This is a genomic window from Cryptosporangium arvum DSM 44712, from assembly GCF_000585375.1.
GTDB lineage: Bacteria > Actinomycetota > Actinomycetes > Mycobacteriales > Cryptosporangiaceae > Cryptosporangium > Cryptosporangium arvum.
Map to the genome: position 1 here is coordinate 8,357,875 of NZ_KK073874.1, position 21,394 is coordinate 8,379,268.

18 protein-coding genes are annotated in these 21,394 nt (G+C 72.8%); 3 read left to right on the plus strand and 15 right to left on the minus strand.

Going from position 1 to position 21,394, the window contains the following annotated elements:
• Nucleotides 1-27 precede the first annotated feature (27 nt).
• Nucleotides 28-216 carry a hypothetical protein gene (locus CRYAR_RS38175; RefSeq protein ID WP_035858122.1) on the plus strand — a complete coding sequence of 63 codons (189 nt, stop codon included), beginning with the start codon at nt 28-30 and terminating at the stop codon, nt 214-216.
• Here the strand turns inward: CRYAR_RS38175 and CRYAR_RS38180 are convergent.
• Both CRYAR_RS38180 and CRYAR_RS44215 read right to left on the minus strand, forming a co-directional pair.
• Entirely contained in the window at nt 198-1,034 is an 837-nt protein-coding gene (locus CRYAR_RS38180; RefSeq protein WP_035858124.1) for a DUF4037 domain-containing protein, read from the minus strand. The two genes, CRYAR_RS38175 and CRYAR_RS38180, sit on opposite strands and share 19 nt — an antisense overlap.
• Nucleotides 1,035-1,045: 11 nt before the next feature.
• Nucleotides 1,046-2,659: a C40 family peptidase gene (locus CRYAR_RS44215; RefSeq protein WP_084701490.1), complete on the minus strand. Its 1,614-nt coding sequence runs from the start codon at nt 2,657-2,659 to the stop codon at nt 1,046-1,048.
• 315 nt (nt 2,660-2,974) lie between these two features.
• On the opposite strand from CRYAR_RS44215, the gene CRYAR_RS38190 reads away from it, so the two are divergent.
• Nucleotides 2,975-4,447 (plus strand): DedA family protein, encoded by a 1,473-nt coding sequence (locus CRYAR_RS38190; RefSeq protein ID WP_035858126.1) that lies wholly within the window; start codon nt 2,975-2,977, stop codon nt 4,445-4,447.
• A gap of 69 nt (nt 4,448-4,516) precedes the next feature.
• On the opposite strand, the gene CRYAR_RS38195 is transcribed toward CRYAR_RS38190, so the two are convergent.
• The 7 genes from CRYAR_RS38195 to CRYAR_RS38225 all read right to left on the minus strand — a co-directional run bounded on the left by CRYAR_RS38195 (nt 4,517) and on the right by CRYAR_RS38225 (nt 13,853).
• Nucleotides 4,517-5,164 (minus strand): response regulator, encoded by a 648-nt coding sequence (locus CRYAR_RS38195; RefSeq protein ID WP_035869502.1) that lies wholly within the window; start codon nt 5,162-5,164, stop codon nt 4,517-4,519.
• Between the two features lie 41 nt (nt 5,165-5,205).
• Nucleotides 5,206-8,667 (minus strand): M12 family metallopeptidase, encoded by a 3,462-nt coding sequence (locus CRYAR_RS44745; protein ID WP_063725823.1) that lies wholly within the window; start codon nt 8,665-8,667, stop codon nt 5,206-5,208.
• A 14-nt stretch (nt 8,668-8,681) separates the two neighbouring features.
• Nucleotides 8,682-9,176: a hypothetical protein gene (locus CRYAR_RS38205; RefSeq protein WP_035858128.1), complete on the minus strand. Its 495-nt coding sequence runs from the start codon at nt 9,174-9,176 to the stop codon at nt 8,682-8,684.
• Between the two features lie 187 nt (nt 9,177-9,363).
• Complete coding sequence (locus CRYAR_RS38210) at nt 9,364-10,362, minus strand: chymotrypsin family serine protease (RefSeq protein ID WP_035858130.1); 999 nt, start codon at nt 10,360-10,362, stop codon at nt 9,364-9,366.
• A gap of 147 nt (nt 10,363-10,509) precedes the next feature.
• A complete protein-coding gene (locus CRYAR_RS38215; protein WP_211247842.1) occupies nt 10,510-11,367 on the minus strand; it encodes an SMP-30/gluconolactonase/LRE family protein in 858 nt (285 codons plus the stop codon).
• 45 nt (nt 11,368-11,412) lie between these two features.
• Nucleotides 11,413-12,645 carry an MFS transporter gene (locus CRYAR_RS38220; protein ID WP_035858134.1) on the minus strand — a complete coding sequence of 411 codons (1,233 nt, stop codon included), beginning with the start codon at nt 12,643-12,645 and terminating at the stop codon, nt 11,413-11,415.
• Nucleotides 12,642-13,853, minus strand: coding sequence for an MFS transporter (locus CRYAR_RS38225; protein WP_035858143.1), 1,212 nt, complete (start codon nt 13,851-13,853; stop codon nt 12,642-12,644). Before CRYAR_RS38225 ends, CRYAR_RS38220 begins: the two co-directional genes overlap by 4 nt.
• 102 nt (nt 13,854-13,955) lie before the next feature.
• On the opposite strand from CRYAR_RS38225, the gene CRYAR_RS38230 reads away from it, so the two are divergent.
• Nucleotides 13,956-14,546 carry a CGNR zinc finger domain-containing protein gene (locus CRYAR_RS38230; RefSeq protein WP_035858145.1) on the plus strand — a complete coding sequence of 197 codons (591 nt, stop codon included), beginning with the start codon at nt 13,956-13,958 and terminating at the stop codon, nt 14,544-14,546.
• A 92-nt stretch (nt 14,547-14,638) separates the two neighbouring features.
• On the opposite strand, the gene htpX is transcribed toward CRYAR_RS38230, so the two are convergent.
• From htpX to CRYAR_RS38260, 6 genes are all read right to left on the minus strand, one after another.
• On the minus strand, nt 14,639-15,532 hold the full coding sequence (gene htpX, locus CRYAR_RS38235; protein ID WP_035858147.1) for a zinc metalloprotease HtpX: 894 nt from the start codon (nt 15,530-15,532) through the stop codon (nt 14,639-14,641).
• Nucleotides 15,533-15,645: 113 nt separating this feature from the next.
• Nucleotides 15,646-17,148, minus strand: coding sequence for an NADH-quinone oxidoreductase subunit N (locus CRYAR_RS38240; protein WP_035858150.1), 1,503 nt, complete (start codon nt 17,146-17,148; stop codon nt 15,646-15,648).
• Nucleotides 17,145-18,623 carry an NADH-quinone oxidoreductase subunit M gene (locus CRYAR_RS38245; protein ID WP_035869508.1) on the minus strand — a complete coding sequence of 493 codons (1,479 nt, stop codon included), beginning with the start codon at nt 18,621-18,623 and terminating at the stop codon, nt 17,145-17,147. The genes CRYAR_RS38240 and CRYAR_RS38245 overlap by 4 nt, the downstream gene beginning before the upstream one ends.
• Complete coding sequence (locus CRYAR_RS38250; protein WP_035858152.1) at nt 18,617-20,545, minus strand: NADH-quinone oxidoreductase subunit 5 family protein; 1,929 nt, start codon at nt 20,543-20,545, stop codon at nt 18,617-18,619. Before CRYAR_RS38250 ends, CRYAR_RS38245 begins: the two co-directional genes overlap by 7 nt.
• Nucleotides 20,542-20,856 carry an NADH-quinone oxidoreductase subunit NuoK gene (gene nuoK, locus CRYAR_RS38255; protein WP_035858154.1) on the minus strand — a complete coding sequence of 105 codons (315 nt, stop codon included), beginning with the start codon at nt 20,854-20,856 and terminating at the stop codon, nt 20,542-20,544. The genes CRYAR_RS38250 and nuoK overlap by 4 nt, the downstream gene beginning before the upstream one ends.
• Complete coding sequence (locus CRYAR_RS38260; RefSeq protein WP_035869512.1) at nt 20,856-21,368, minus strand: NADH-quinone oxidoreductase subunit J family protein; 513 nt, start codon at nt 21,366-21,368, stop codon at nt 20,856-20,858. The genes nuoK and CRYAR_RS38260 overlap by 1 nt, the downstream gene beginning before the upstream one ends.
• Nucleotides 21,369-21,394 lie beyond the last annotated feature (26 nt).

Consider the following 21,394-nt stretch of genomic DNA (forward strand, 5'->3'; position numbering starts at 1 on the left):
TCACCAGTCACCGACGAGGGAGCACCGATGTCCGACCACTCCACTTCCACTCCGCAGGTTCTGCGCCCGCTGCTCTGGGTGCTGCTGACGATCGGCATGGTCGGCAACCTGGCCAGCTCGCTGCTCGGCGGCCCGGTGGCCGTCCACACCGCGTTCGGGGCGCTCACCGTCGTCAGCGGCATCGCGCTGGCGGTGAACTACCTGCGGAAGCGTTGACCGCAGCTCGCCGAGGTGGCCGCGATGAGTCGGCCCGCGGTGTGCCGGGCGGCGCGGAGGTCGATCTCCGATCGGCCCAGGCCGGCCAGCACCCCGTGGGCCGCTTCGGCGAAGTCCAGCGGCGCGCCCGGCAGCGCGGCCGCGGCGTCGACCGCGCCTTTTTCGTTGATCAGCCACGCGCCCGCGTGCGCGTGGAGCGCGTGGGCGCAGAGCCCGACGACGCGGAACAGACAGCCGGCGACGTAGGCCGTGTCCCGCCGGCCGACGCCTTTCCGCGCGATCGTCAGCGCGAACTCGGCCTCGCTCAGCGCGGTGGTGACGACCCGGCGGCGGAGCTCGGGCGGGTAGTCCTGCGCCTGCGCCCGCAGCGCGGTGAGGACACCGGACGGATCGGCCAGGACCCGGCCGAGCGCCACCTCGCCGACGTACGAGAAGTCGGGCACGCCCAGCGGGTGACCGACCTGGAAATGGAAGCGGAACCGGCCGTCGCGGGCGTCGCGCCAAGCGGTGTCCACGCGGTCGAGCTCGCGGTAGATCCAGTCGACCGGGGTGCCGGCGACGTCGAGCCAGCCGCCGCCGTCGACCCACGGGCCCCACGCGCCCCGGGCGCTGACCTCCGCGTCGGGCCCGGCGAGTTCACGGGCCAGCACACCGAGCGCGTCGACGTCGAGCGGCGGCCGGTAGTACAGGCCGAGGTCGACGTCGGAGGAGTCGATCGGGGCGTCGCGGGCGCGGCTGCCGCCCAGCATCACGCCGACGATCCCTGGTACGTCGATCAGCCGCTGCGCCATCTCGTGCAGTTGGTGGTCGCTCAGCACCCCAGCATGATCTAACAGGCGGGCTCGGACGGGCTGGGACTCGGCGTCGGCGTCGGCGCGCCGGAGGGCGTCGGGGTGGTGGTGGGGGTGGGGCTCGCGCCGCAGGTTTCGTCGCTGCTCGCGGAGGAGCTGGATTTGCTCGGGGAGGGTTCGCCCGGGGTTGCAGCTGTGGAGGGGGACGGAGAGCCGGAGCCGCTCGGGGACGCGGAGCCGGTCGGGCTCGCGGAGCCGGTCGGGCTCGGGGAGCCGGTGGGGCTCGGGGAGCCGGTGGGGGTCGGGCTCGGGGTGCCGGAGGTGCTCGGGCTCGGGGAGCCGGTCGGGCTCTGGCTCGGTGATGGGGGGCCGATCGGGGACGGGGTGCCGGACGGTGACGCGGACCCTGACGGCGACGGCGAGCCCGACGGGGAGCTTGACGGCTTCGTGGACGGCGGCGTCTCCGGGGACGGCGCCGGTGCCGGAACCGGGCGCGGCTTCACGCTTCCCGGCGCGACCCGCGTCGCGGCGTAGAACTCCTCCCACCACACCGGCGCGATCCGCACGACGTCGCCGGTCGTCGGCGCGTGCAGCATCTTCCCGCCGCCGAGATAGATCGCCACGTGGTGGATCGAGTCCCAGTTGGACTTGTCGGTCGCGAAGAACAGCAGGTCGCCGGGGAGCAGCTCGCTCGTCGCGACCAGCTGCGTCGACCGGTACTGCGGACGAGCCGTGCGCGGCAACGAGATCCCGGCGTACGCGAACGCGGTCTGCACGAGCCCCGAGCAGTCGTAGGTGTCCGGCCCTTCCGCGCCCCACACGTACGGCTTCCCCCGCTGGGCCAACGCGAACTCGATCGCGCTCAGCACCGCCGGTGCGGCCACGCCCTTCGCGTCCCGGATCCACTCCGACGACCGCGCCGCGTCCACCGCTTCCTGGCCGGCCTGCGCGGCGTCGATCACGTGCTCGCGGCCCGACCGCAGCTTCTTGATCTCCGTCGCCCGGCGCGACAGGTCCGCCCCGAGCTTCTCGACCCGCTCCGCCGCGGCGTCGGCCAGCGCGGTGGTCACGTTGACGTCGCTGATCGCCGTACGTTCCGCGACCTCGGCTCCGGCGACGCGCGCCTCCGCCGAGTCGGTCCCGGGGTCGGGGTGGCCGAACATCCGGCGGCGCGGATCGCCGGGTAACACCGACGGCTGGTCGGCCGACTCGATGTAGGTCCTGCGCGCCCACTCGTCGAACGCCGACCGCGCGGCCGCCACCTCGGCGGTGGCGCCGGAGCGGCGGTCCTCGGCCCGCTCCTGGTCGCCGCGTGCGGTGGACAGCTCGCCCTTGGCCTCTTCCAGCCGCTCCGCGACCGCTTCGGCCGCGATCTGCTTCTTCTTCACCTGCTGCGCGAGGGTGAGGTTCTCCGGGGTCCGCGTCTTCTCCGGAGTATTCGTCTTCGCGGGGGTCTGCGTCCTCGGGGTGGCCGGGGTGGCCGTTTCACCGGCCGGTGCCGGTACCGGCGGCTCGGCCCGCACCACCTCCGCCGTGCCCGCCAGCAGCCCGGCCGCGAGCACCGCGGCGAGCGCCATCGAGGTCCCGCGTCGCCCGATCATCGCGTCGCCAAGTACCCGGGCCGCCACCGGCCCAGTCCTGACCACCCGCATTGATCGACGCAAAAGCACATCCTCACCAGAGCTATGCCCGACGCGACCTACGTTTCCATCGTTGCCCCAATTGACGGCTGACGCATCTTCAAACGGCAGAAAACCTGAAGATGCACGGCTTCGCGAACCATCCACCTTCCGTCGTCGTGTACCTACCGCTGGTCACGAACACGCACGGGAAGGATGGGCCCAGTGATGCAACACGGCTGAATCTCAGGGTGGGCTCCCAGGGCTCTCCCCGATGTGACCGACTGTCCGATGACGAGAGTCTGCAGGCGCCCGGCCGACGGAGCCGGTCACGCCGGAGGTCACCCCATGCAGGCCGTGCTGGACAGCCTCCTCGGTCTCCCGGCGCCCGTCGTCGTCGTACTCGCGTTTCTGATCTTGGCCGGTGAGCCGGCCCTTCTCCCCGGCATCCTGCTGCCGAGCGTCTCGACCGCACTCGGGTTGGGCTTCCTCGTCGACGGCGGCACGATCAACCTCCCCACCGCCCTGGTCACCGCCGTCGTGGCGGTGGTCGCCGGTGACGTCTGCGCCTACGTGGTCGGCCGTCGGGGCACGGGCGGGCGGCGGCGCAGCGGCCTCGTCCAACGGCGCCTCGACGGTGCGGTGAACCGGGCGTCCGCGCTGATCGCCCGGCACGGCGGCCGGTCGGTGTTCTTCGCCCGCTGGGTGGTCGGCGCCCGGACGCTCGTTCCCCGCCTGGCCGGCGCGGGCCGGATGCCCCCGGGCACGTTCCTGCGTCACAGCGTCCCGGCCGGGGTGTTGTGGTCGGTGTGCTGGGTGGGCGCCGGGCAACTCGCCGGGAGTTCCTACCGCCAGGTCTCGGCGGTCGCGGGGCAGGCGACCCTCGGGTTCGTGGTGGCCGTGGTCGCGGTGGTCGCCGGTGTCGTCGCCGGGCGGCGGCTCGGGCGGCTGGCCGGCACGTCCACCGTGCGGCTCGTCGCGGCGCTCGCCGCGATCGGCGGTGCGCTGACCGCGCTGGTGGTCGTGGCGGTGCGGGCCGGTGGCCTGCCGCGGGTCGACGAACCGGTCGCGGCGGCGCTGGACTCACTCTCCTGGGGTGGCCTCGATCTCGCCGTCCGGGTCGTGCTGACCTCGACGCCCTCGTACACGGTGATCGCGATCGCCGCCGTCGTCGTACTGCTGCGCCCGGTGCGCTCACCCCGCCGACGCGGCGCGCTGGGGCTGCTCGCGTCCGGCGGGGCGGTGGTGCCGCTGATGATGCTCGTCGTCGTGCTCAACGTCGCCGAGACGGTGGCGCACAGCGAGCGGCTGTTCGCCATCCAGCACGCGACCTCGACCACCGCGATCGTGCTCGCGGCCTGGACGGTGGCACGCAAGCAGCACACGCGGCTCGGCCAGGGTTCGGCGTGGACGCTCGGAGCGGCGGCGGTCGTCGTGCTGGCCGCGGGGCGGATCTATCTGGGGTGGGGGTCGGTGAGCAGTACCGTCGCGGCCCTGCTCATCGGTGTGGCCTGGGCGGGGGTGTTCGCCGCAGCATGGGCGGCGACCCCGGGCACCCAGGCCACGGTGAGGGACCGGAAAGGATCAGGCCGCCAGACCGCCGGTTCGCCCGAACATGCGGCGGCGGAGCACGGCTACCGGGCTTCCCCGGTGAACCAAGCTGTTGTGCAGCTCGAGAAGGGCCTGGACCTCGGCCCGGTTGTTGCTCGACGCTCCTGGCTGGGCGCAGGTTCCACAGTGAAGTTCGAACATGACGGTTACCTCCTGGCCCTACCGGCGCCGACCGCTCCGGACGGTCGGTTCGCGATCCCCACCGGATAAATCCGGTCTTTGGGTAGTCCCCCGTGGATTCAGGTTAGAAACCCGTTCACGCAACCTCACGCTGTGCAATCAGCGCACGATCCCGGCGTCCCGGGCAAGTAGCGCAGCCTGGACGCGATCGCTCACGTTCAGCTTGTTGAACACTGCGGACATCTGATTACGAATCGTCTTCTCGCTGACGTTGAGGTTGCGGGCGATCTGCGCGTTGGTGTCGCCCATCGCGAGCCGGTTGACGATCTCCAACTCGCGCGTCGTGAGCTGGTCGAACGGCGGGGGCAGCACGGCCGGGGCGCGGCGCAGCGCGGTGAGCACCGTCGGACCCACCCGCGGCCCGAGCACGACGCCCCCGCTGGCCACCGTCCGCAGAGCGTCGATCACCATGTCGGGGTCGGTGTCCTTGAGCAGGAACCCACGGGCACCCGCGTTCAACGCCTTGGCGACGATGTCGTCGTCGTCGGCCATCGTGAGCATCAGCACGGCGGTGTCCGGGCAGGCCTCGAGAATGCGTCGGGTCGCGTCGACACCGTCCCCGTCGGGGAGCACGACGTCCATCGCGATGACGTCGGACTGGCACGTGATGGCCTCGCGCACGGCCTCCTCGACGCTGGCGGCCTCGGCGACCGCGCTGACCCACGGTTCGTCCTCGAGCATCACCTTGAGTCCACGCCGGACCACGGGATGATCGTCGACGATGAGGACCCGCTTCGGCTCGTCCACCGGTGTGCCTCCCTGGAACGACCACGCGCCGCTCACCGGAATCACACCACGCTCGTCATCGGGACGGCGACCGTGGTCGGAGCACCGCCGGTGAGAACAGGGCACGCGGCGGCGGTGACGAGGTCGCCGGTGGCGATCGCTCCGTCGCCGGACACGTCCACGTGGGCTTCCACCGTGTAGACCGCGTCCGGGTCGACGCCGGTGACCGGCACCCGGAACGGGATTCCGGCGCCGCCGCCGAGCAGGACGTTCGACATCGTCACCTCGCCGACCGGGCTCATCGGTCCGCCCGTCGTCGTGGTGTCGCGCACGCTGACCACGACCGTGGCGGCCCGGCCGCCGGGCCCGTCGTCCGGGAGGCGCAGCACTCCGGTGACCGCTTCGACGTCGGCGCCGACCGGCGCGGGGGCGGGCGCGGGCGCGGGCGCGGGTGCGGGGGCGGGTGCGGCACCGGGCGCGGGCGCGGGGGCGGGCGCGGGCGCGGCGCCGGGGGCGGGAGTCGGTTCGGGGGTGTCCCGGTACATCTGCTCGATCACCCGGCAGTCGCCGTCGGAGAGTTGGCGACGCTGGCCGAGCGGGAGACCTGCCGGTGGGGTGTGGACGGTGTCGAGCGTGCGCTCGCCGTTGGTCGAGAAGGCCACCCGGGGGTAGTGCATGATCGACTCGTAGTCGTAGGGGCCGACCTCCGGGCCGACGGCCTGGATGAGGAAGTTCGGCCGGGCCTCGGTGGTGATGTTCTGCCAGTGGATCGTGACGTAGTCGTCGCGGTCGGTGCGGCAGTGTTCGTGCCAGCGACCGAGCGTGTGCACCATCTCGTGCAGCACGCGCCCCATCTCGCCGCCGGCGAGGATCTCGATGTGCTGCTCACCGCCGATGCGGCCGACGCGCGAGGCGAAGGAGTCGCCGAGCACGAAGCGGACGTAGTCGGAGTGGGTGTCGGTCCGCGGGACGAAGCGGATGCGGGTGCGTGTCTCCAGGTGCTCGATCGCCTCCGCGACGTGCTCCTCCGGCCCGACGTCAGCCGCGACCTCGAACGGCACCACTCCCCCTTCCCACAACCGCACCACCGTCCCCACCCCCTCCGCCACCACGTCCGGGAGGAGAGATGGCGTCCCAGGCGCGGGCGCCACGGGTGCTGCGGTCCCGGACGCCGCGATCCCGGGCGCCGCAGAAGCTGACGCGGACGCAGGCGCAGCAGGCGCTGGCGCGGAAGCAGGCGCCGCAGACGCAGACGCGGGTGCGGGTGCCGCAGACGCGGGTGCGGGCGCGGGCGCGGGTGCGGGAGCTGGCGCTACGGGAACGGGTGCCGCAGGTGACGCAGGCGCTGGCGCGGGGGCTGCGGGCGCTGGCGTAGCAGGCGCTGGCGCGGGGGCTGCGGGCGCTGGCGTAGCCGGCGCTGGCGGCGCGGACGCGCCGCCCGGGAGCGCGGGCTGGGCGGCGGGCGTCAGGGCTGGGGCGTCGGCCGCTCGTGGGATGGGGAGCGCGGGCGATCGGCGCGCGGGTGTGCCGTTGACGACGGCCGGGGTGGGGGCGGGCGGCTCGACCAGCATCAGCGATGCGGCCGGGAAGTGAACCCGCACCGTTGTGCCCGTCGGCTGCGCCGGGACGATCTCGCACTCGCCACCCAGCTCCCCCGCGCGATCGCGCATCGAAGCCAACCCCACCCCGGCCCGCACCGGGCCGGTGATGCCGACCCCGTCGTCGGTGACCTCGATCGTCAGATCGCGCCCCCGCCGCACGGTGACCAGGCAGTTGCGCGCCCCGGCGTGCCGGGTGACGTTGTTCAGCGCTTCGGCCACGACCCGGTACGCCGCCACCTCCACCGCGGCGGGCAGGCGGTCGAGGTCGTCGCGCACGTCGAGCTGCACCGACAACGCCGAGCTGTCGAAGCGGCGGCACTCGTCGCGCAGGGCGACCGCGAGCCCGCGGTCGAGCGCGGGCGGGCGCAGCTCGTCGACCAGCCGCCGCACCTCGGCGGTGCACGCCGCCAGGTCACCGGCGAGCGCGTCGAGGATGTCACGCACCCGCCCGGGCCCTGCGAGCTTCCGCGCGGCACGCACCTGCATGGACATCCCGGTCAGGCTCGGGCCCAGCCCGTCGTGCAGGTCACGGCGCAGCCGGCGCCGCTCCTCCTCCTGCGCCCGCACCAGCCGTTCCCGCGACTCCTGCAGGTCCCGGGTGAGACGGCTGGCCTCGACCGCCACCCCGGCGTGCAGCGCGATGTCGGCCAGCAGCTGCGTCTCCCGCGGCGTGAAGTGCCCGCCGTCGGTGCGCGGCGACACCAGCAACCGTCCGATGTGCTCACCGCGGGAGAGCATGTCGAACGCCTGCACGGTCGGCCCGACCTGCCCGTACCAGGCCAGCAGCCGGGAGCCGTGCTGCTCGGCCACCTCCACCGCCACGTACGGAACCTGCAGCGAGCTGGCGATCGTGCCGGTGAGCAGCGGCAGCACCGCGTTCGGTTCGGCGGTCTGACCCAGCACGTCGCCCATTTCGGCGATCACCTTGTACGGGTCGTGCCGGTCGCCGTAGAGCAACTGGTTGACGCCCTGCTGCACCCGGCGATGCAGCGGCGCGTACGCGATCGCGATCACCCCGGTGGTGACGAGCGAGATCGAGTCGCCCGAGGTGTTGCGCATGATCACCTCGCGCAACACCGTGACGATCGCGACGAAGCCGACCACGACGAGCGCGGTCATGACCAGCCAGACCAGCGTGCGGTTGAGCACCCGGTCGAGGTCGTACAGCCCGTAGCGGACGATCGCGACGGTCATCCCGAGCGGCACCGCGACGGCGGCGAGCACGTACCCGCCGTCGAGGTTGAAGAACGTGAGCCCCCAGCCGAGCAGCAGCAGCACGACCGCGGGCAGCAGACACGCGAGCTGCTGCCGGGTGTCGCTGTCGGCGCGACGCCAGCGTGACCACAGCGCGGCGAGCACGCACAGCCCGGCCGCCACCGTGAGGAACACCCCCACGGCGAAGATCCGGAGCACGAGCTTCGTCGTGGGCGACGGCTCGACCGCGACGTTGCTGAGCAGCGTCCGGGGTTCGTCGGCCGCGACCGCGGCCAGCGCCACCGTGCTGAGCAGGGTGAGCGCCGCGAGCGCGAGTGCGAGCCACCGCCAGCCCCGGCCCGGTAATCGCCCGTCGGGGAAGAACAGGAGCGCCAGGAAGAGCAAGCCGTAAGCCGGCCACCAGGTCCACTGGCTGAGCCAGGCGACCGGCTCCCACCGACTCCAGCTGACGGCCACCGCGCTCACCGCGGCACTGGCGCCGGCCGCCAGGAGCAGCCGGCCGACCAGATGTTTCGGCACGGCGACCAGGATGAGGAGACCCATCGCCGTGCCGGAGATCGCCAGCGCGATGCTGATGCCCACCGGTCCCGTGTCCGCGTCGGTGCCGCCGTCGAGCTGCCCCACCAGGATCGCCGCGACGACCAGCCCGACGACGAACAACCCCGCGACGGTGCGGGGGGTGAACCAGGACAGTGAGGGTGAGCGCATCGGGTGCCGTTCGTTCAGCTGATCTTGTGCATGAGGTTGTGGAACCAGTTGCCGGGGTCCTGCTGCCCGGCGTCAGCCGCGGTCGCGGCGTGGGTGACGCCGCTCAACGCCGCGACGCTGTCGAGCAGCGACTTGCCCGTCAACGCCGGGAGCTCGCCGAGCGCCTCGTCGACGCTCAGGCCGTAGTCCTCGGAGATCTCGTCCGGGTGCGACGAGGTGTACTCGGCCAGGTACGCGAACACCGCGGCGATCCGCGTCTGCACGGCCGCGGGGTCGGGCTTCTCGTTGGTCTTCACCAGGCCGCGCAGCGTCCACGTCTCGTCGAACACCGGGGCCAGGCGCTGACCGTCCTGGTCGAAGAAGTCGAGCCCGCGCGGCGGCTGGAGGTGCACGCCCTCGTGCGTGGCCAGTAAGTCGCTGACGTTGCCGAACAGGTGCGCGAAGCGGTCGTTGACGTCGATGACGAAGACGGTCTCCGTCGGGGCGGTCTCGTGGTCCGAGATGGTCACCGGATGTCCTTCACACTGTGGATGGAGCGGGTGCTCCGTCGATAGGTCAATGGTGGGGTATGCGGGACGGTCGGCGCGCACGAGTGAGGGCCGAGATCCCCCTCGGATCCCGGCGCCCACCCGAGGACGTCGTCCTCACCCGGCCCCCCAGCTCTCACGTCCGCCGGCCCGCGGAAGTTCGCGCCGCTCAACCGTCGGTGACGCGAACCGCCAGCAGGGACTGGACGGCGACGATGTTGTTCAACACGCTGACCCGGCCGGAACCGGCGAACAGCAGGCCCACGGCGCCCTCGTCCGGGTCGGTGACGAGGCTGCCCGAATCGCCGCCGGCCGACATGTTCGTCGTGACGATCTGCTGGCCGAACCGCGCGATCCGCCCCCGGTCGTAGTGCACGTCGACGGTCACGTTGACGTTGAGCACGTAGCCGGTCGTGAAGTTGGTGGTGCGGCCCCACTTCTGCAGGGTGTCGTTGATGTTCGGCTTCGGGTTGAGCGTCGTCACCTCGCCGGCCCAGTAGACGCGGCGATCCGTGCCGTGCACGCCCTCGGCGATCGCGGCGTCCACGAAGTTCACCGGCTTGCGCCGGCCGTCGTGGAAGTGGATCGGAACGAAGCGCACCAGCCGACCGATCACGTCGGCCGGGTAGCGACCCCCGTCGACCAGGGCCGGCTGCAGCACCGGATCACCCGAGCGGCCGGCGTTGCAGTCGGCGAGCGCGTAGTTGGTGCTGAGGATGTAGTAGCGGCCGGCGTTCGGCTCCACGTCGAAGCACCCGGCACCGAACGTACCGGCGTTGCCGCGGAAGTGGCCGACGCTGACCCCGGCGAACGCGGGCCGCACCCGCTGGCCGAGCTGGAACGGCCCGACGCCGAGCGACGCGGTGGCGCTGCCCCGGTCGGCCCAGGGCTGCGGGCCGCCGCCGGCGCGGATGAGCCCGACTTCCTGCACGTCGGTCGGGATGCCGTCGAGCTCCGCCGGGACGAGCGCGGTCGGAGCGAGGTAGCGGGCGTCGACTTTCCGGTGGACCAGGACGGTGATCGCTCGTTCGCCGGTGTTGATGCCACCGCTGTACCGGTGGCCGAGACCCACTCCGACGACGTTCGGGCGGCCCAGCAGGGCGTCCTGGTACTTGGTCTGGGTCTCGACCAGAGGAAGGAACTCTGTCCGGACGACCTGGGGAAGCATTGCGGTCCCTTCGGGGGAGAACCGAATGGCGACTACGTTGCTCTCCACCTTGGTGGGTCCGCTGACCCGGTCGACAGAGACGCCAGTCCCGAGTACTCGGGCACCCTGCCCGGACACTCGGGACCGCGCTCGGTCGTCGGAGAAAACCTAACCCGCGAACGGGAACGGCGTCAGCCCGCGGACGCCGGGCCGGACGTGGAACAGCGCGCCCGCCTGCGGCTCGGCGCCCTCGGCGAGGTTCTCCCTCGTCGTCGTGACGAACAGGTCGCGGTCGACGAACGCGCAGGACGTCGGCTGGCTGACCGGCAGTTCGACGACGAGGTCGAGCCGTCCCGACGAGTCGTAGCGGTGCACGGCGCCGGCCCCGTAGAGCGCCACCCAGACCCCGCCGTCCGCGTCGATCGTGAGTCCGTCCGGCGTGCCCTGGTCGATCGCGACGAACTCGCGCCGGTCGTGCAGGTCCCCCGAGGAAGGATCGACGTCGAACACGTCGACCCGCTTGGTCGGCGAGTCGACGAAGTACGCGCGGGTGCCGTCCGGCGTCCAGGACAGGCCGTTGGAGACCGCGAGGTCGGTGAGCACCACGTGGACGCTCCGATCCGGGTCGAGCCGGTAGAGCGTGCCCCGGCCGGGCTCCTGGTCGTAGGACATCGTGCCGCAGTAGAAGCGGCCGCGCGGGTCGGCTCCGCCGTCGTTCATCCGGATACCGGGCTCGGTGAACGCTTCGATCCACACCGGCTCGGCCTCGTCGGGCGCGTCCAGATCACCGGGGTCGAGCAGCGCGAATCCCCGCTCGGTGGCCAGCACCCAGCCGCCGTCCCGGCGGGGGCGCAGCGCCGCGGCGACGTCGGACACCGCACGCCGGGTGACTCTGCTGGTGAACGGGTCGTACGTGAGCACGGCCCCCTTCATCAGGTCGACGAAACGGAGAGTGCCCTCGGCCGTGTCCCAGACCGGGCCCTCACCGTGCTCCGCACACGCGTCGGTCACCTGCTCCGCTTGCACATCCACCTCCTGTCGACGGGCTACCAGTACCCCGCACTACCGCCCTTAAGCGGAGCGCGTCATCACGCGGCGCAGCGCGTTGCGCGGTACGCCCGCGGCGATCGCACCGGCGGCGGTGGTGAGCGCGGCCAACGCGAACGCGATCGCGACGCCGGATTCCCGCTCGACCAGCACACCGGCCACCGCCGCGCCCGCCGCCGAAGCAGCGAACACCACGGTCGCGACCCAGGTGTAGGCCTCGTTCACCATGCCGGCCGGCGCGATGCGCGAGACCAGCGTGTTCTCCACGGTCAGCGCCGGGGCCAGGGTCAGCCCGGCGACCACCAGGACCACGGCCATGAAGCCCGCCGTCGGCACGAGCGCCATCGTGGCCAGCCCGGCCGCGACCGCACCGAGCGCGACCGCCCACTGCGTCGGCAGCGACCGCCGGAACTGACGGGTGCCGTACCAGAGCCCGCCGGTGACGCTACCCACGCCCCACAGCCCGAGCAGCAGACCGGCCAGCCCATCGGCGTCCGCACCGGACCGCTCGGCGGCGAACGCCGGAATCGCGACGCCGACGACACCGAACGCGAACGCCAGACCGGACGAGACCGCGAGCAGCAGCGGCATGCCGAGCGCCACCGCCGGGCCGAGACCACGGGCGGGAGCCCGGCCGGGCTCCGGACGCCAAGCGCGCGTCGCGCGGCCGGCGGCCACCGCGAGCGTGCCCACGACCGCCAGCACCGCCGCGACGATCAGCGAGACCGAGGGCTCGGTGACGATCGCCAGCGCGCCGACGACCATCGGGCCGAGCACGAACACCAGCTCGAACGCGGTCGTCTCCAGGGCCAGCGCGGCCTCGCGCAGATGGTTCGCTCCGGGCGCGGACGTGAGCTCGGCCCAGACGCTGCGCACGGTCGCGGTGAGCGGGGGCAGGCTGGCGCCGAGCAGCGCGGAGACCGCCCACAGCACCGGAACCGCCACCCCGGAACCGGCGGCGAGCAGCACCGCCGCGGTCGCGAGCGGCCAGGCGATCGCCGTGCCCACCAGCACCGGAGCGGGCCGGACCCGATCGGCCAGCCGGCCCAGGACCGGTCCGACGACCGCGGTCGCCACCGCGTACGCAGCGCTGGCGACGCCGGCCGCCGCGTACGAACCAGTGGACTTCTCGACCAGCAGCACCAACAGCAGCGGCGCCATCCCGACCGGGAGCCGGCCCAGGATGCTGCCGACGAGCAGCGTGCGGGCTCCGGGCAGCCGCCACACTTCCCGGTAGCGGGCCAAACCGGCACTCACGACGACACCTTCCTAGGGGTAAGTCCGATACCCGGGGCGGCGGCTACCGCCCAGGCGATCGCCGCGGCCAGCGCGGCGAGGAGCAGCGCCGCGGTCACGCCGCCGGGCCGGTCGACGAGCAGGCCGCCGATCGCGGTCCCGGCCGCCACCGCGGCGTACGTGATCGTGGACAGCCAGGTGAACGACTCGGTGAGCGAGCCGCGCGGCGCGAGTTCGGCCACCAGCGAGTTCTGCACGGTGATGGCCGGGGCGAACGCGGTGCCGCCGAGGAAGAGCACGAGGCCGATCAGCCAGGCGTTGCCGAGGAACGCCAGCGGGGCGAAGCCCACCGCGCACGCCGCGAGCGTCCACCGGTACTGCCGGACGATCGGCACCGCGAAGCGCTGGGCGCCGAACCACAGGCCACCGATCGCGCTCCCGACGCTCCAGACCGCGAGCAGCACGCCGGACAGCGCCGGGGTGCCGTGCGCGTCGGCGAAGCCGGCGACCGCGGCCTCGATCGCGCCGGTGCCGAACAGCAGCGCGAACGCGACGACGAGCGCCGGAACCATGCCGCGGGCACGCAGCGGCGTGCGCCGGACGGTGCCCGGCTCGGTCGGCCGGGGCCGCCACCGACGGCTCGGACGGCTCGCGGCGACGGCCAGCGACCCGATCAGCGCGGCCGTTCCGGCGCCGGTGAGCGCGATCACCGGCCCCCAGGTCCCCGACGTCAGCGCGACGAACGTGGCGACGAGCACCGGCCCGATCATCCAGACCAGCTCGAGCGCGATGGCGTCGAGCGCGAACGCCGTCTGCCGGGTCGCGTCGCTGCCCGACAGGTCGGTCCAGATCGCGCGGAGCGTCGAGTTCAGCAGCGGAACCACGGTTCCGGCGAGCCCGGCGGCCAGGTAGACGGCGATCAGCGGGGCGTCGGAGAGCGCGGTGAGCACGAGGACGGCGACCGCGAGCGGGTAGCCGACGCCGGTACCGATCAGGACGGCGGTGAAGCCGCGCCGGTCGGCGAACCGGCCCAGCAGCGGGGCGACGGCCGCCGTGGCCAGACCGTACACACCGACCGCGATCCCGCCTACCCCGTACGAGCCGGTGCGGTCGGCCAGGAACAGCAGGATCGCCAGCGGGGCGATGCCTGCGGGTAACCGGCCGACGATTCCGGCGACGATCAGCAGCGGGGCCGACGGAAGGCGCCAGAGTTCTGCATATTGGCGCATGACGCGTCGAACCTGCCTTCTCACTCAGACTGTTATGGGCATTAAGGCTTTAGCCCCCTACACTTGTTCCCGACACTACCTCTGGACGCGGTAGGTGGCCAAATGGAATACGACACTTACAACGCTGACGCGGTGCAGCTCGCGGTGGACCTCGCCAACCTCGCTTCGGCGGATGACGTCGCGGTGGCCGATCTCTCTCCGGGCAGCGAAGAACTGCGGGCGGCGGTCGAAACCTTCGTCGCGGCACACGTCGACTGGTTCACCGAACTCGCGGTCGTGCCGCTGACCGGCGGCGACGTCGACGAGATCGCCGAACTCTCGCACGGCCTGCGCGACGTCGCCGGGGCCGACACCGATCAGGAGTCGGTCGATCGGCTCAACGCGCTGCTGCACCAGTGCCGACCGGTGCCGCGCGCCACCGACCACGACGGGCGGATGCACCTCCACTACTCCGACGACGACGCCCCGCTGACCGAGCAGCTCGGCGCCACCGTGTCGATGGCGTTCGCCAACGTCATCGTCCGGCAGGGGCGGAATCGGATCGGAATGTGCGCCGCGACCGACTGCGCCAAGGTGTTCGTCGACACGTCACGCAACCGGTCGCGCCGCTACTGCTCCGAGACCTGCGCGAGCCGCACCACCGTGTCGGCCTACCGCAAGCGCCAGAAGGCCGGCGCGGCCAAGAGCGAATAACCGAGGCTCCCGGGGGCCTACCGCCGCTCCCGTAAGCCCGGGAACACGCGGGCGCCCACCCGGAATCTCCAGGCGGGCGCCGACGGGTGGGCTTACCGGCGGTAGTCGGTCGGGGCGCCCGGGGACGGCAGGTACTTGGCCATGTCCTCCAGGCGGGCGACGCGCTGCTCCATCGGGGGGTGGGTGCTGAACAGGTTCGCCACCCCGGACTTGCGGAACGGGTTGTCGATCATCAGGTGGCTGGACGAGAGCAGCCGCGACTCCTGCGGCAACGGCAGCGTCTGCGTGCCCATGTGGATCTTGCGCAGCGCGCCGGCCAGGGCCAGCGGGTCACTCGTCAGCTTCGCGCCGTCGGCGTCGGCCTGGAACTCGCGGCTCCGGCTGATCGCCAGCTGAACCAGCGACGCCGCGATCGGCCCCACGATCAGCGTCAGCAGGAACACGGCCGGGTTCGGGGCGTCGTCGTCGTCGCCCCCGCCGATCGGGATGAAGAACGCCAGGTTCGCGATCATCGTGATCATCGTGGCCAGCGCACCGGCCACCGACGAGATCAGGATGTCCCGGTTGTAGACGTGGGACAGCTCGTGCCCGATCACCGCTCGCAGCTCACGCGGGGTGAGGATCTGCATGATCCCCTCGGTGACCGCGACCGCGGCGTTACGCGGGTTGCGTCCGGTCGCGAACGCGTTGGGTTGGTTGGTCGGGCTGACGTAGAGCCGCGGCATCGGCTGGCCGGCGACGGTCGCGAGCTCGCGGACCATCGCGTACAGCGCGGGCTGGTCGACCTCGCTCACCGGGTAGGCGCGCATCGACCGGAGAGCCAGCTTGTCGGAGTAGAAGTAGCTGAACCCGTTCATGCCGATGGCGATGACCGCGGCGATCAGCACGCCGGTCGACCCGCCGAACAGGTATCCGACGGCCAGGATGAGGCCGCTGAGCACGCCGAGCAGTAGCGCAGTCTTCAGCCCGTTGAAGTGGTGGTGCACCCTTCCTCCAGGCGGTTGAGCTCGGAGCCGGAAAAGGCTCCGCAATCGGTAGAACGCGAGCCACGGCTACGACGTTCCCGTCGTTAACCCAGCTCACACCCGACTACGGCGGGTCACAGCAGAGCGTTCGCCACGCTCGCGGCGGCGTCGAACACCCACTGCGGCCACGCTCCGAGCACCACTCCCGCCGTCGCCGTCACCGCCACCGTCGCGCCCACCACCACCGGTGCCGACGTCGGGCGCGCCCCGTCGGCGGGCGCGAAACAGGCGGTGGCGACGCGGGCGTAGTAGGCGAGGCCGATCACGGCGTTGAGCGCGATGACGACCGCGAGCCAGCCCGCCGAGCCGTCGAGCGTGGCCTTGATCACGACGACCTTCGCGAACAGCCCGGCCAGCCCCGGCGGCAGACCGGCGAGCCCGGCCAGGCCCAGCACGAGCGCCGCCGTGGCCCGGGGAGCCCGGCGCGCGGCCCCCGCGAGGTCGTCGAGCGTCCCGCCTTCCGCGGCGCCGCGCAGCGCCACGACCGCGGCGAACACCCCGACGCCGGCCACGAGGTACAGCGCGGTGAACCCGGCCACCCCCGCGACGGCGTCCCGGAGGCCGTCGCCGCGCGCCACCGCCAGCGGCGCCAGCAGGTAACCGGTCTGGGCCACCGACGACCAGGCCAGCAGCCGCAGCACCCGGCGCTGACGCAGCGCGACCAGGTTGCCGACCGTCATCGTGCCCACCGCCACGACCGCGAGCACCGGCCCGACGACGTCGAGCATCGGCCGCAGCGCGATCCCGACCGTCACCACGACCGCGACCGCTCCACCGAGCTTCGAGGCGGTGCCCAGCCAGGCCGCGACCGGCAGCGGCGCCCCGTCGTAGGTGGCCGGCGCCCAGGCGTGGAACGGCGTGGCGGCCAGCTTGAACAGCAGCCCGGCGAGCACGAGCAGCGCCGCCGCACCCACGAGCGGCAGGTCGCGGGCGTCGGGCCGGGCCGCGAGCGCGGCGGCGACCCGGTCCAGGTGCACGGCGCCGACGACGCCGTAGAGCAGCCCGATGCCGAGCAGCGTGAACGTCGTCGCGACCACCGAGGTCACGAAGAACGTCACCGCCGCCTCCGCCGACGCCGGGCGGCGCACCAGCCCGACCAGGACGTACACCGGAAGCGTCAGCGTCTCCACGGCGACGAGCAGGGTCAGCAGGTCACGGGCCGAGGCGAGGACGACGAGCCCGGTCAGCGAGCACAGCAGCAGGAACACGTACTCCCCGGGCGGCACGACCGCTTCGCGCACGACCGGCACCGAGAGCCCGAGCACCACGAGCGCGAGTGCGCACCCGAGAACGGTGACGGCGACCGACGCCGAATCCACTGCGAACGAGCACGACGGCCCGACGGTCACCCCTCCTGGCAGCTCACCACCGGGCGTGCAGAACGTCCCCCGGTGCCCGGTTCCCACGGCGAGCGCGGCCACGATCGCGGCGACCGGCCCGAGCGCCCCGACCCCGAGCAACAGCAGCCGCGGCTTGCCGGGGGCGAGCGCCAGATCGACGAGCAGGGCCAGCACCGCCGCCGCCACCACCGCGTACACCGGGGCGAGCGCCGCATGGTCGACACTTTGGACGGTCATCGCCCGACCACCGCAACGAGTGCCTCGACCGGCGCCGCGGTGAGCGAGAGCAACAGGTCCGGCGCCAACCCGAACGCCAGCGCGAGCACGATCAGCGGAGTCCAGGCGACCGCCTCGGCGGCGTCCACGCCCCGGGCGTCGGCCACCACGGCCGACCCCGGCGGGCCCACCGTCGTGCGCCGGAGCAGGCGGAGGAAGTACGCGGCGGCCAGTGCGGCACCCAGCGCGGCCACGACGCCGAGCGCGGTGAAGAAGCCACCCCGATCCACGGCGGCGACGACCGCGAACGCCTCACCCCAGAAGCCGGCGAGCCCCGGCAGGCCGAGGCTGCCGACGGCCGCGAACCCGAGCAGGCCGGCGAGTAGCGGCGAGACGGTCGCGATGCCGCCCAGCCGGTCGAGGTCACCGGTTCCGTACCGGTCCTTCACCGCCCCGACCAGGAAGAACAACAAGCCGGTGAGGACGCCGTGCGCGACGTTGCCGAACAGCGCGGCCTGGATGCCCGGGACGCTCAACGTGGCGATCCCGAGCAGCACGAACCCCATGTGCCCCACCGACGAGTACGCGATCAGGCGCTTGAGCTCCACCGACGCGAGGCAGACGAGCCCGGCGACGACGATCGCCGCCACCGCGAGCGCACCCAGCACCGGGGCGAGCGCCCGCGCACCCTCCGGCGCGGCCGGCAACGCGACCCGGATCAGGCCGTACGTGCCCATCTTGAGCAGGACGGCAGCCAGGACCACCGAGCCGACCGTGGGTGCCTCGGTGTGGGCGTCGGGCAGCCAGCTGTGCAGCGGCCAGAGCGGGCTCTTCACCGCGAACGCGATCAGCAGGACGACGAACACCGCGATCTGACCGCGCTCGGACCACTCGGCCGGGGCCGCGGCCCACTCGAGCAGGTCGGCCGACCCCCGGCTGATCGTCGCCGCGATGACGCCGACCAGCAGCAGGACCGAGCCGAACAGTGTGTACAGCAGGAATTGACGCGCGGCGGCCCGCCGACCCGCCCCACCCCAGACCGCGATCACCGCGAACATGGGCAACAGCGTGACCTCGAAGAATACGAAGAATACGACTGCATCCAGCGCCATGAATACGCCGAATACACCGCATTCCAGGATGCTGAGCAGGGCCAGAAGTTTGCGCGGATTTCCCGGCTCTGGGGTGTGCCGGAGTGAATACAGAGCGCACAGCAGGAAAGTCAGGCCGGTCAGCGCGATCAGCGGCCAGGAAATGCCGTCCGCACCCAGGTGCAGGCGTACATCCAGGCTCGGTATCCAGGCGACGTCCACCACGTGCCACGGCCCGTCGGCCCGTCGGCCGCTCAGCAGCACCAGCGTCAGCGTGAACACGACCCCGCTGAGCGCCACCGCGAACCAGCACGCGGCCCGCTCGGCCCGCGCCGGCCAGAGCGCCAGCGCCACCGCGCCCAGCGCGGGCAGCACGAGTACCGCGATCAGCACGGCGTTCACCAGCGGCTCCCCAGCACCGCGAGTACCGCCAGCACCACTCCCCCGGCGAGCGTGGTGGTGACGTAGCCACCCAGGCCGCGGGCGTGCCCGCCGGCCAGCACCCGCCCGAGCACGAGCGCGCCCCGGCCGGTGCCCAGCACCGCGCCGCCGATCGCGCGGGCGTCGAATGCGCGCACCACGCCGGCCAGCACCGTCACCGGTCGCACCACGAGCGCCCGCTGGACGGCGTCCAGACCGAAGCCGGTCGCGTACAGATCGGCCCCGGGCATTGCCGGGTCTTTGCGACGCCACCGCCACCACGTCACGGCCGCGCCGAACAGTGTGAGAGCGGTGGCCCCGAGCGCCAGGACCGGGTGGAGCGTGAACCGGCCCGGCGACTCGAACTGGGCCAACTGGTCGCTGCTGACGTAACCGAACCAGCCCGCCCCCTCCTGGGGCACCGTCCAGAGCACGATCACCCCGCCCAGCGCCGCCGGCACCGCGAGCAGCACGACGGGCCAGCGCATCAGCGGAGGTGGGTCGTGCGGCGGAGCGCTGCCCTGGTACAGGCCGAAGAACGTGCGCAGCCACAGGCGCATCGCGTACGCGCCGGTCAGCGCGGTGGTGAGGAGACCGGCCACGAGCACGACACCACCCACCCAGGGCTCGACCCCGCCGTGCCCCGACGCGGCCTCCTCCGCCGCGCCGAGCACGCCCTCCTTCGTCCAGAAGCCGGAGAACGGCGGGACGCCGGTCAGCGCGGCCAACCCGACCGTCATCGACCAGAACGTGACCGGCATCGAGCGACGCAGGCCGCCCATCGAGCCCATCGAGTTCGACACCACCGCGTGGATCACCGCTCCGGCCGCCAGGAACAGCAGCGCCTTGAACGCCGCGTGCGTGAGCAGGTGGTGCAGCGCCGCGCCGGAGCTCCCGACGGCCAGCGCGCCCGTCATGTACGCGAGCTGGCTCACCGTCGACCAGGCCAGCACCCGCTTGAGGTCGTCCTGGGCCAGCGCGGCGAACGCGGCGAGCACCATCGTCACCGCCGCGACCACGCCCAGCACCGCGAGCGCGGCCGGTGCCGCCGTATACAGCGGGTACAGCCGGAACACGACGTAGACGCCGGCCGCGACCATCGTCGCCGCGTGGATCAGCGCGCTGATCGGCGTCGGGCCGGCCATCGCGTCGGGCAGCCAGGTGTGCAGCGGGAACTGGGCCGACTTGCCGGCCACCCCCGCCAGCAGGAGCAGGCACGCGGCGAGCAGCGGCCCGTGCCCGATGTCGTCCGCGCCGGCCAGCACGTCGACGATGCGGAACGACCCGACGTTCACGCCGAGGACGACGATGCCGAGCAGGAAGCCGACGTCACCGACCCGGGTGACCAGGAACGCCTTGACCGCGGCGCCGGGCGCTTCGGGCAGGCTCCGGTCGTGCCCGATCAGCAGGTACGAACACAGGCCCATCACCTCCCAGCCGACCAGCAGAAGGAACAGGTCGCCGCTGACCACCACGAGCAGCATCGCGGCGGTGAACAGCGACACCTGGGCGGCGTAGGGCCCGTACCGGTCGTCGTCGTGGAGGTAGGCGATCGAGTACACCTGCACCGCGAGCGCGACCAGGCAGACCATCACCGCGACCACCGCCGCCGCGATGTCGACCCGGACCGCGAGCTGCACCTGCAGCGGGCCGAAGTCGGCCAGCCGGGTGGCGGCGTCGACCGGCTGGCCCTGGTCGGGCAGGTAGTCGGCGTAGCGGCGCGGCATCGCGTCGTCGGCGGCCAGGCGCCACCAGAGGGCCAGCGCGGCGAGCAGGACGGCGCCGGCGGTGGTGACGCCGAGGGCGGCGGCCCAGCGGCGATCGGCCGGACGCAGCAGCAGGCCACCCAGCCCGGCGACGCCGGACAGCGCCGGCAGCGCCGCCGCGAGCACCACGTTCACGCTCACTCGCCGTCCTCCACCGGAGTGTCGACCCGATCGACCGCGACCGTCCGGCGCAGCCGGTAGAGCTGCAGGATCAACGCCAGGCCGACGCCGACCTCGGCGGCCGCGAGCACGATGACGAACAGCGCGAACACGGCACCGGAGCGCGGCACCCCGACCGTGGACACGTCGGCCGTGACCAGGACCAGGTTCACGGCGTTGAGCAGCAGCTCGACCGCCATCAGCAGCAGGATCAGGTTGCGCCGGACCAGCACCCCGTAGAGGCCGATGCCGAACAGGAGCGCCGCCAGCACGTACGGAACGACCGGATGCATCAGGCCCCCCTCGACGTCCGGACACGTGCCGACACCACGATCGCGCCGACCAGGGCGGCCAGCAGCAACACCGAGAGCAGCTCGAACGGCAACACCCACTGCCGGAAGATCTCGGCGCCCACCTGCTCGGCGGTGCCGGCCGGGACGTCGTCCAGCTCGATTGTGGACCAGCGGTAGGCGTGGACCAGCAGGATGGCCAGCGCGGCGGCGGAGCCGCCGCCGACCAGGAGCGCGGGCCAGCGGGCCCGGTCCAGGTCGGGGCTCGCCCCGATCGGCGCGCGGGTGAGCATCACCGCGAACAGCAGCAGCACGACGACCGCACCCACGTAGACGAGCATCTGCACCCACGCGACGAGCTCCGCGGTGAGCACCAGGTAGACGCCGGCCAGCCCGCCGAGCGCGACCACCAGCCACAGCCCGGCGCGAACCACGTGCGCGGTGGTGACCACCGCCAACGCGGCGCCGACCACGACGACGCCGAGCGCGGCAACGAGCCAGTCGGTCAAGGTCACGCGGGCATCCTGCCAGCCCCCACCGA

Coding starts and splice junctions, on each gene's coding strand:
- nuoK (WP_035858154.1), bottom strand. CDS start 20,856: ATGCATCCGGTCGTTCCGTACGTGCTGGCGGCGCTCCTGTTCGGCATC.
- CRYAR_RS38230 (WP_035858145.1), top strand. CDS start 13,956: ATGGAATACGACACTTACAACGCTGACGCGGTGCAGCTCGCGGTGGAC.
- CRYAR_RS38190 (WP_035858126.1), top strand. CDS start 2,975: ATGCAGGCCGTGCTGGACAGCCTCCTCGGTCTCCCGGCGCCCGTCGTC.
- CRYAR_RS38175 (WP_035858122.1), top strand. CDS start 28: ATGTCCGACCACTCCACTTCCACTCCGCAGGTTCTGCGCCCGCTGCTC.
- CRYAR_RS38225 (WP_035858143.1), bottom strand. CDS start 13,853: ATGCGCCAATATGCAGAACTCTGGCGCCTTCCGTCGGCCCCGCTGCTG.
- CRYAR_RS44215 (WP_084701490.1), bottom strand. CDS start 2,659: ATGCGGGTGGTCAGGACTGGGCCGGTGGCGGCCCGGGTACTTGGCGAC.
- CRYAR_RS38240 (WP_035858150.1), bottom strand. CDS start 17,148: ATGACCGTCCAAAGTGTCGACCATGCGGCGCTCGCCCCGGTGTACGCG.
- CRYAR_RS44745 (WP_063725823.1), bottom strand. CDS start 8,667: ATGCGCTCACCCTCACTGTCCTGGTTCACCCCCCGCACCGTCGCGGGG.
- CRYAR_RS38210 (WP_035858130.1), bottom strand. CDS start 10,362: ATGCTTCCCCAGGTCGTCCGGACAGAGTTCCTTCCTCTGGTCGAGACC.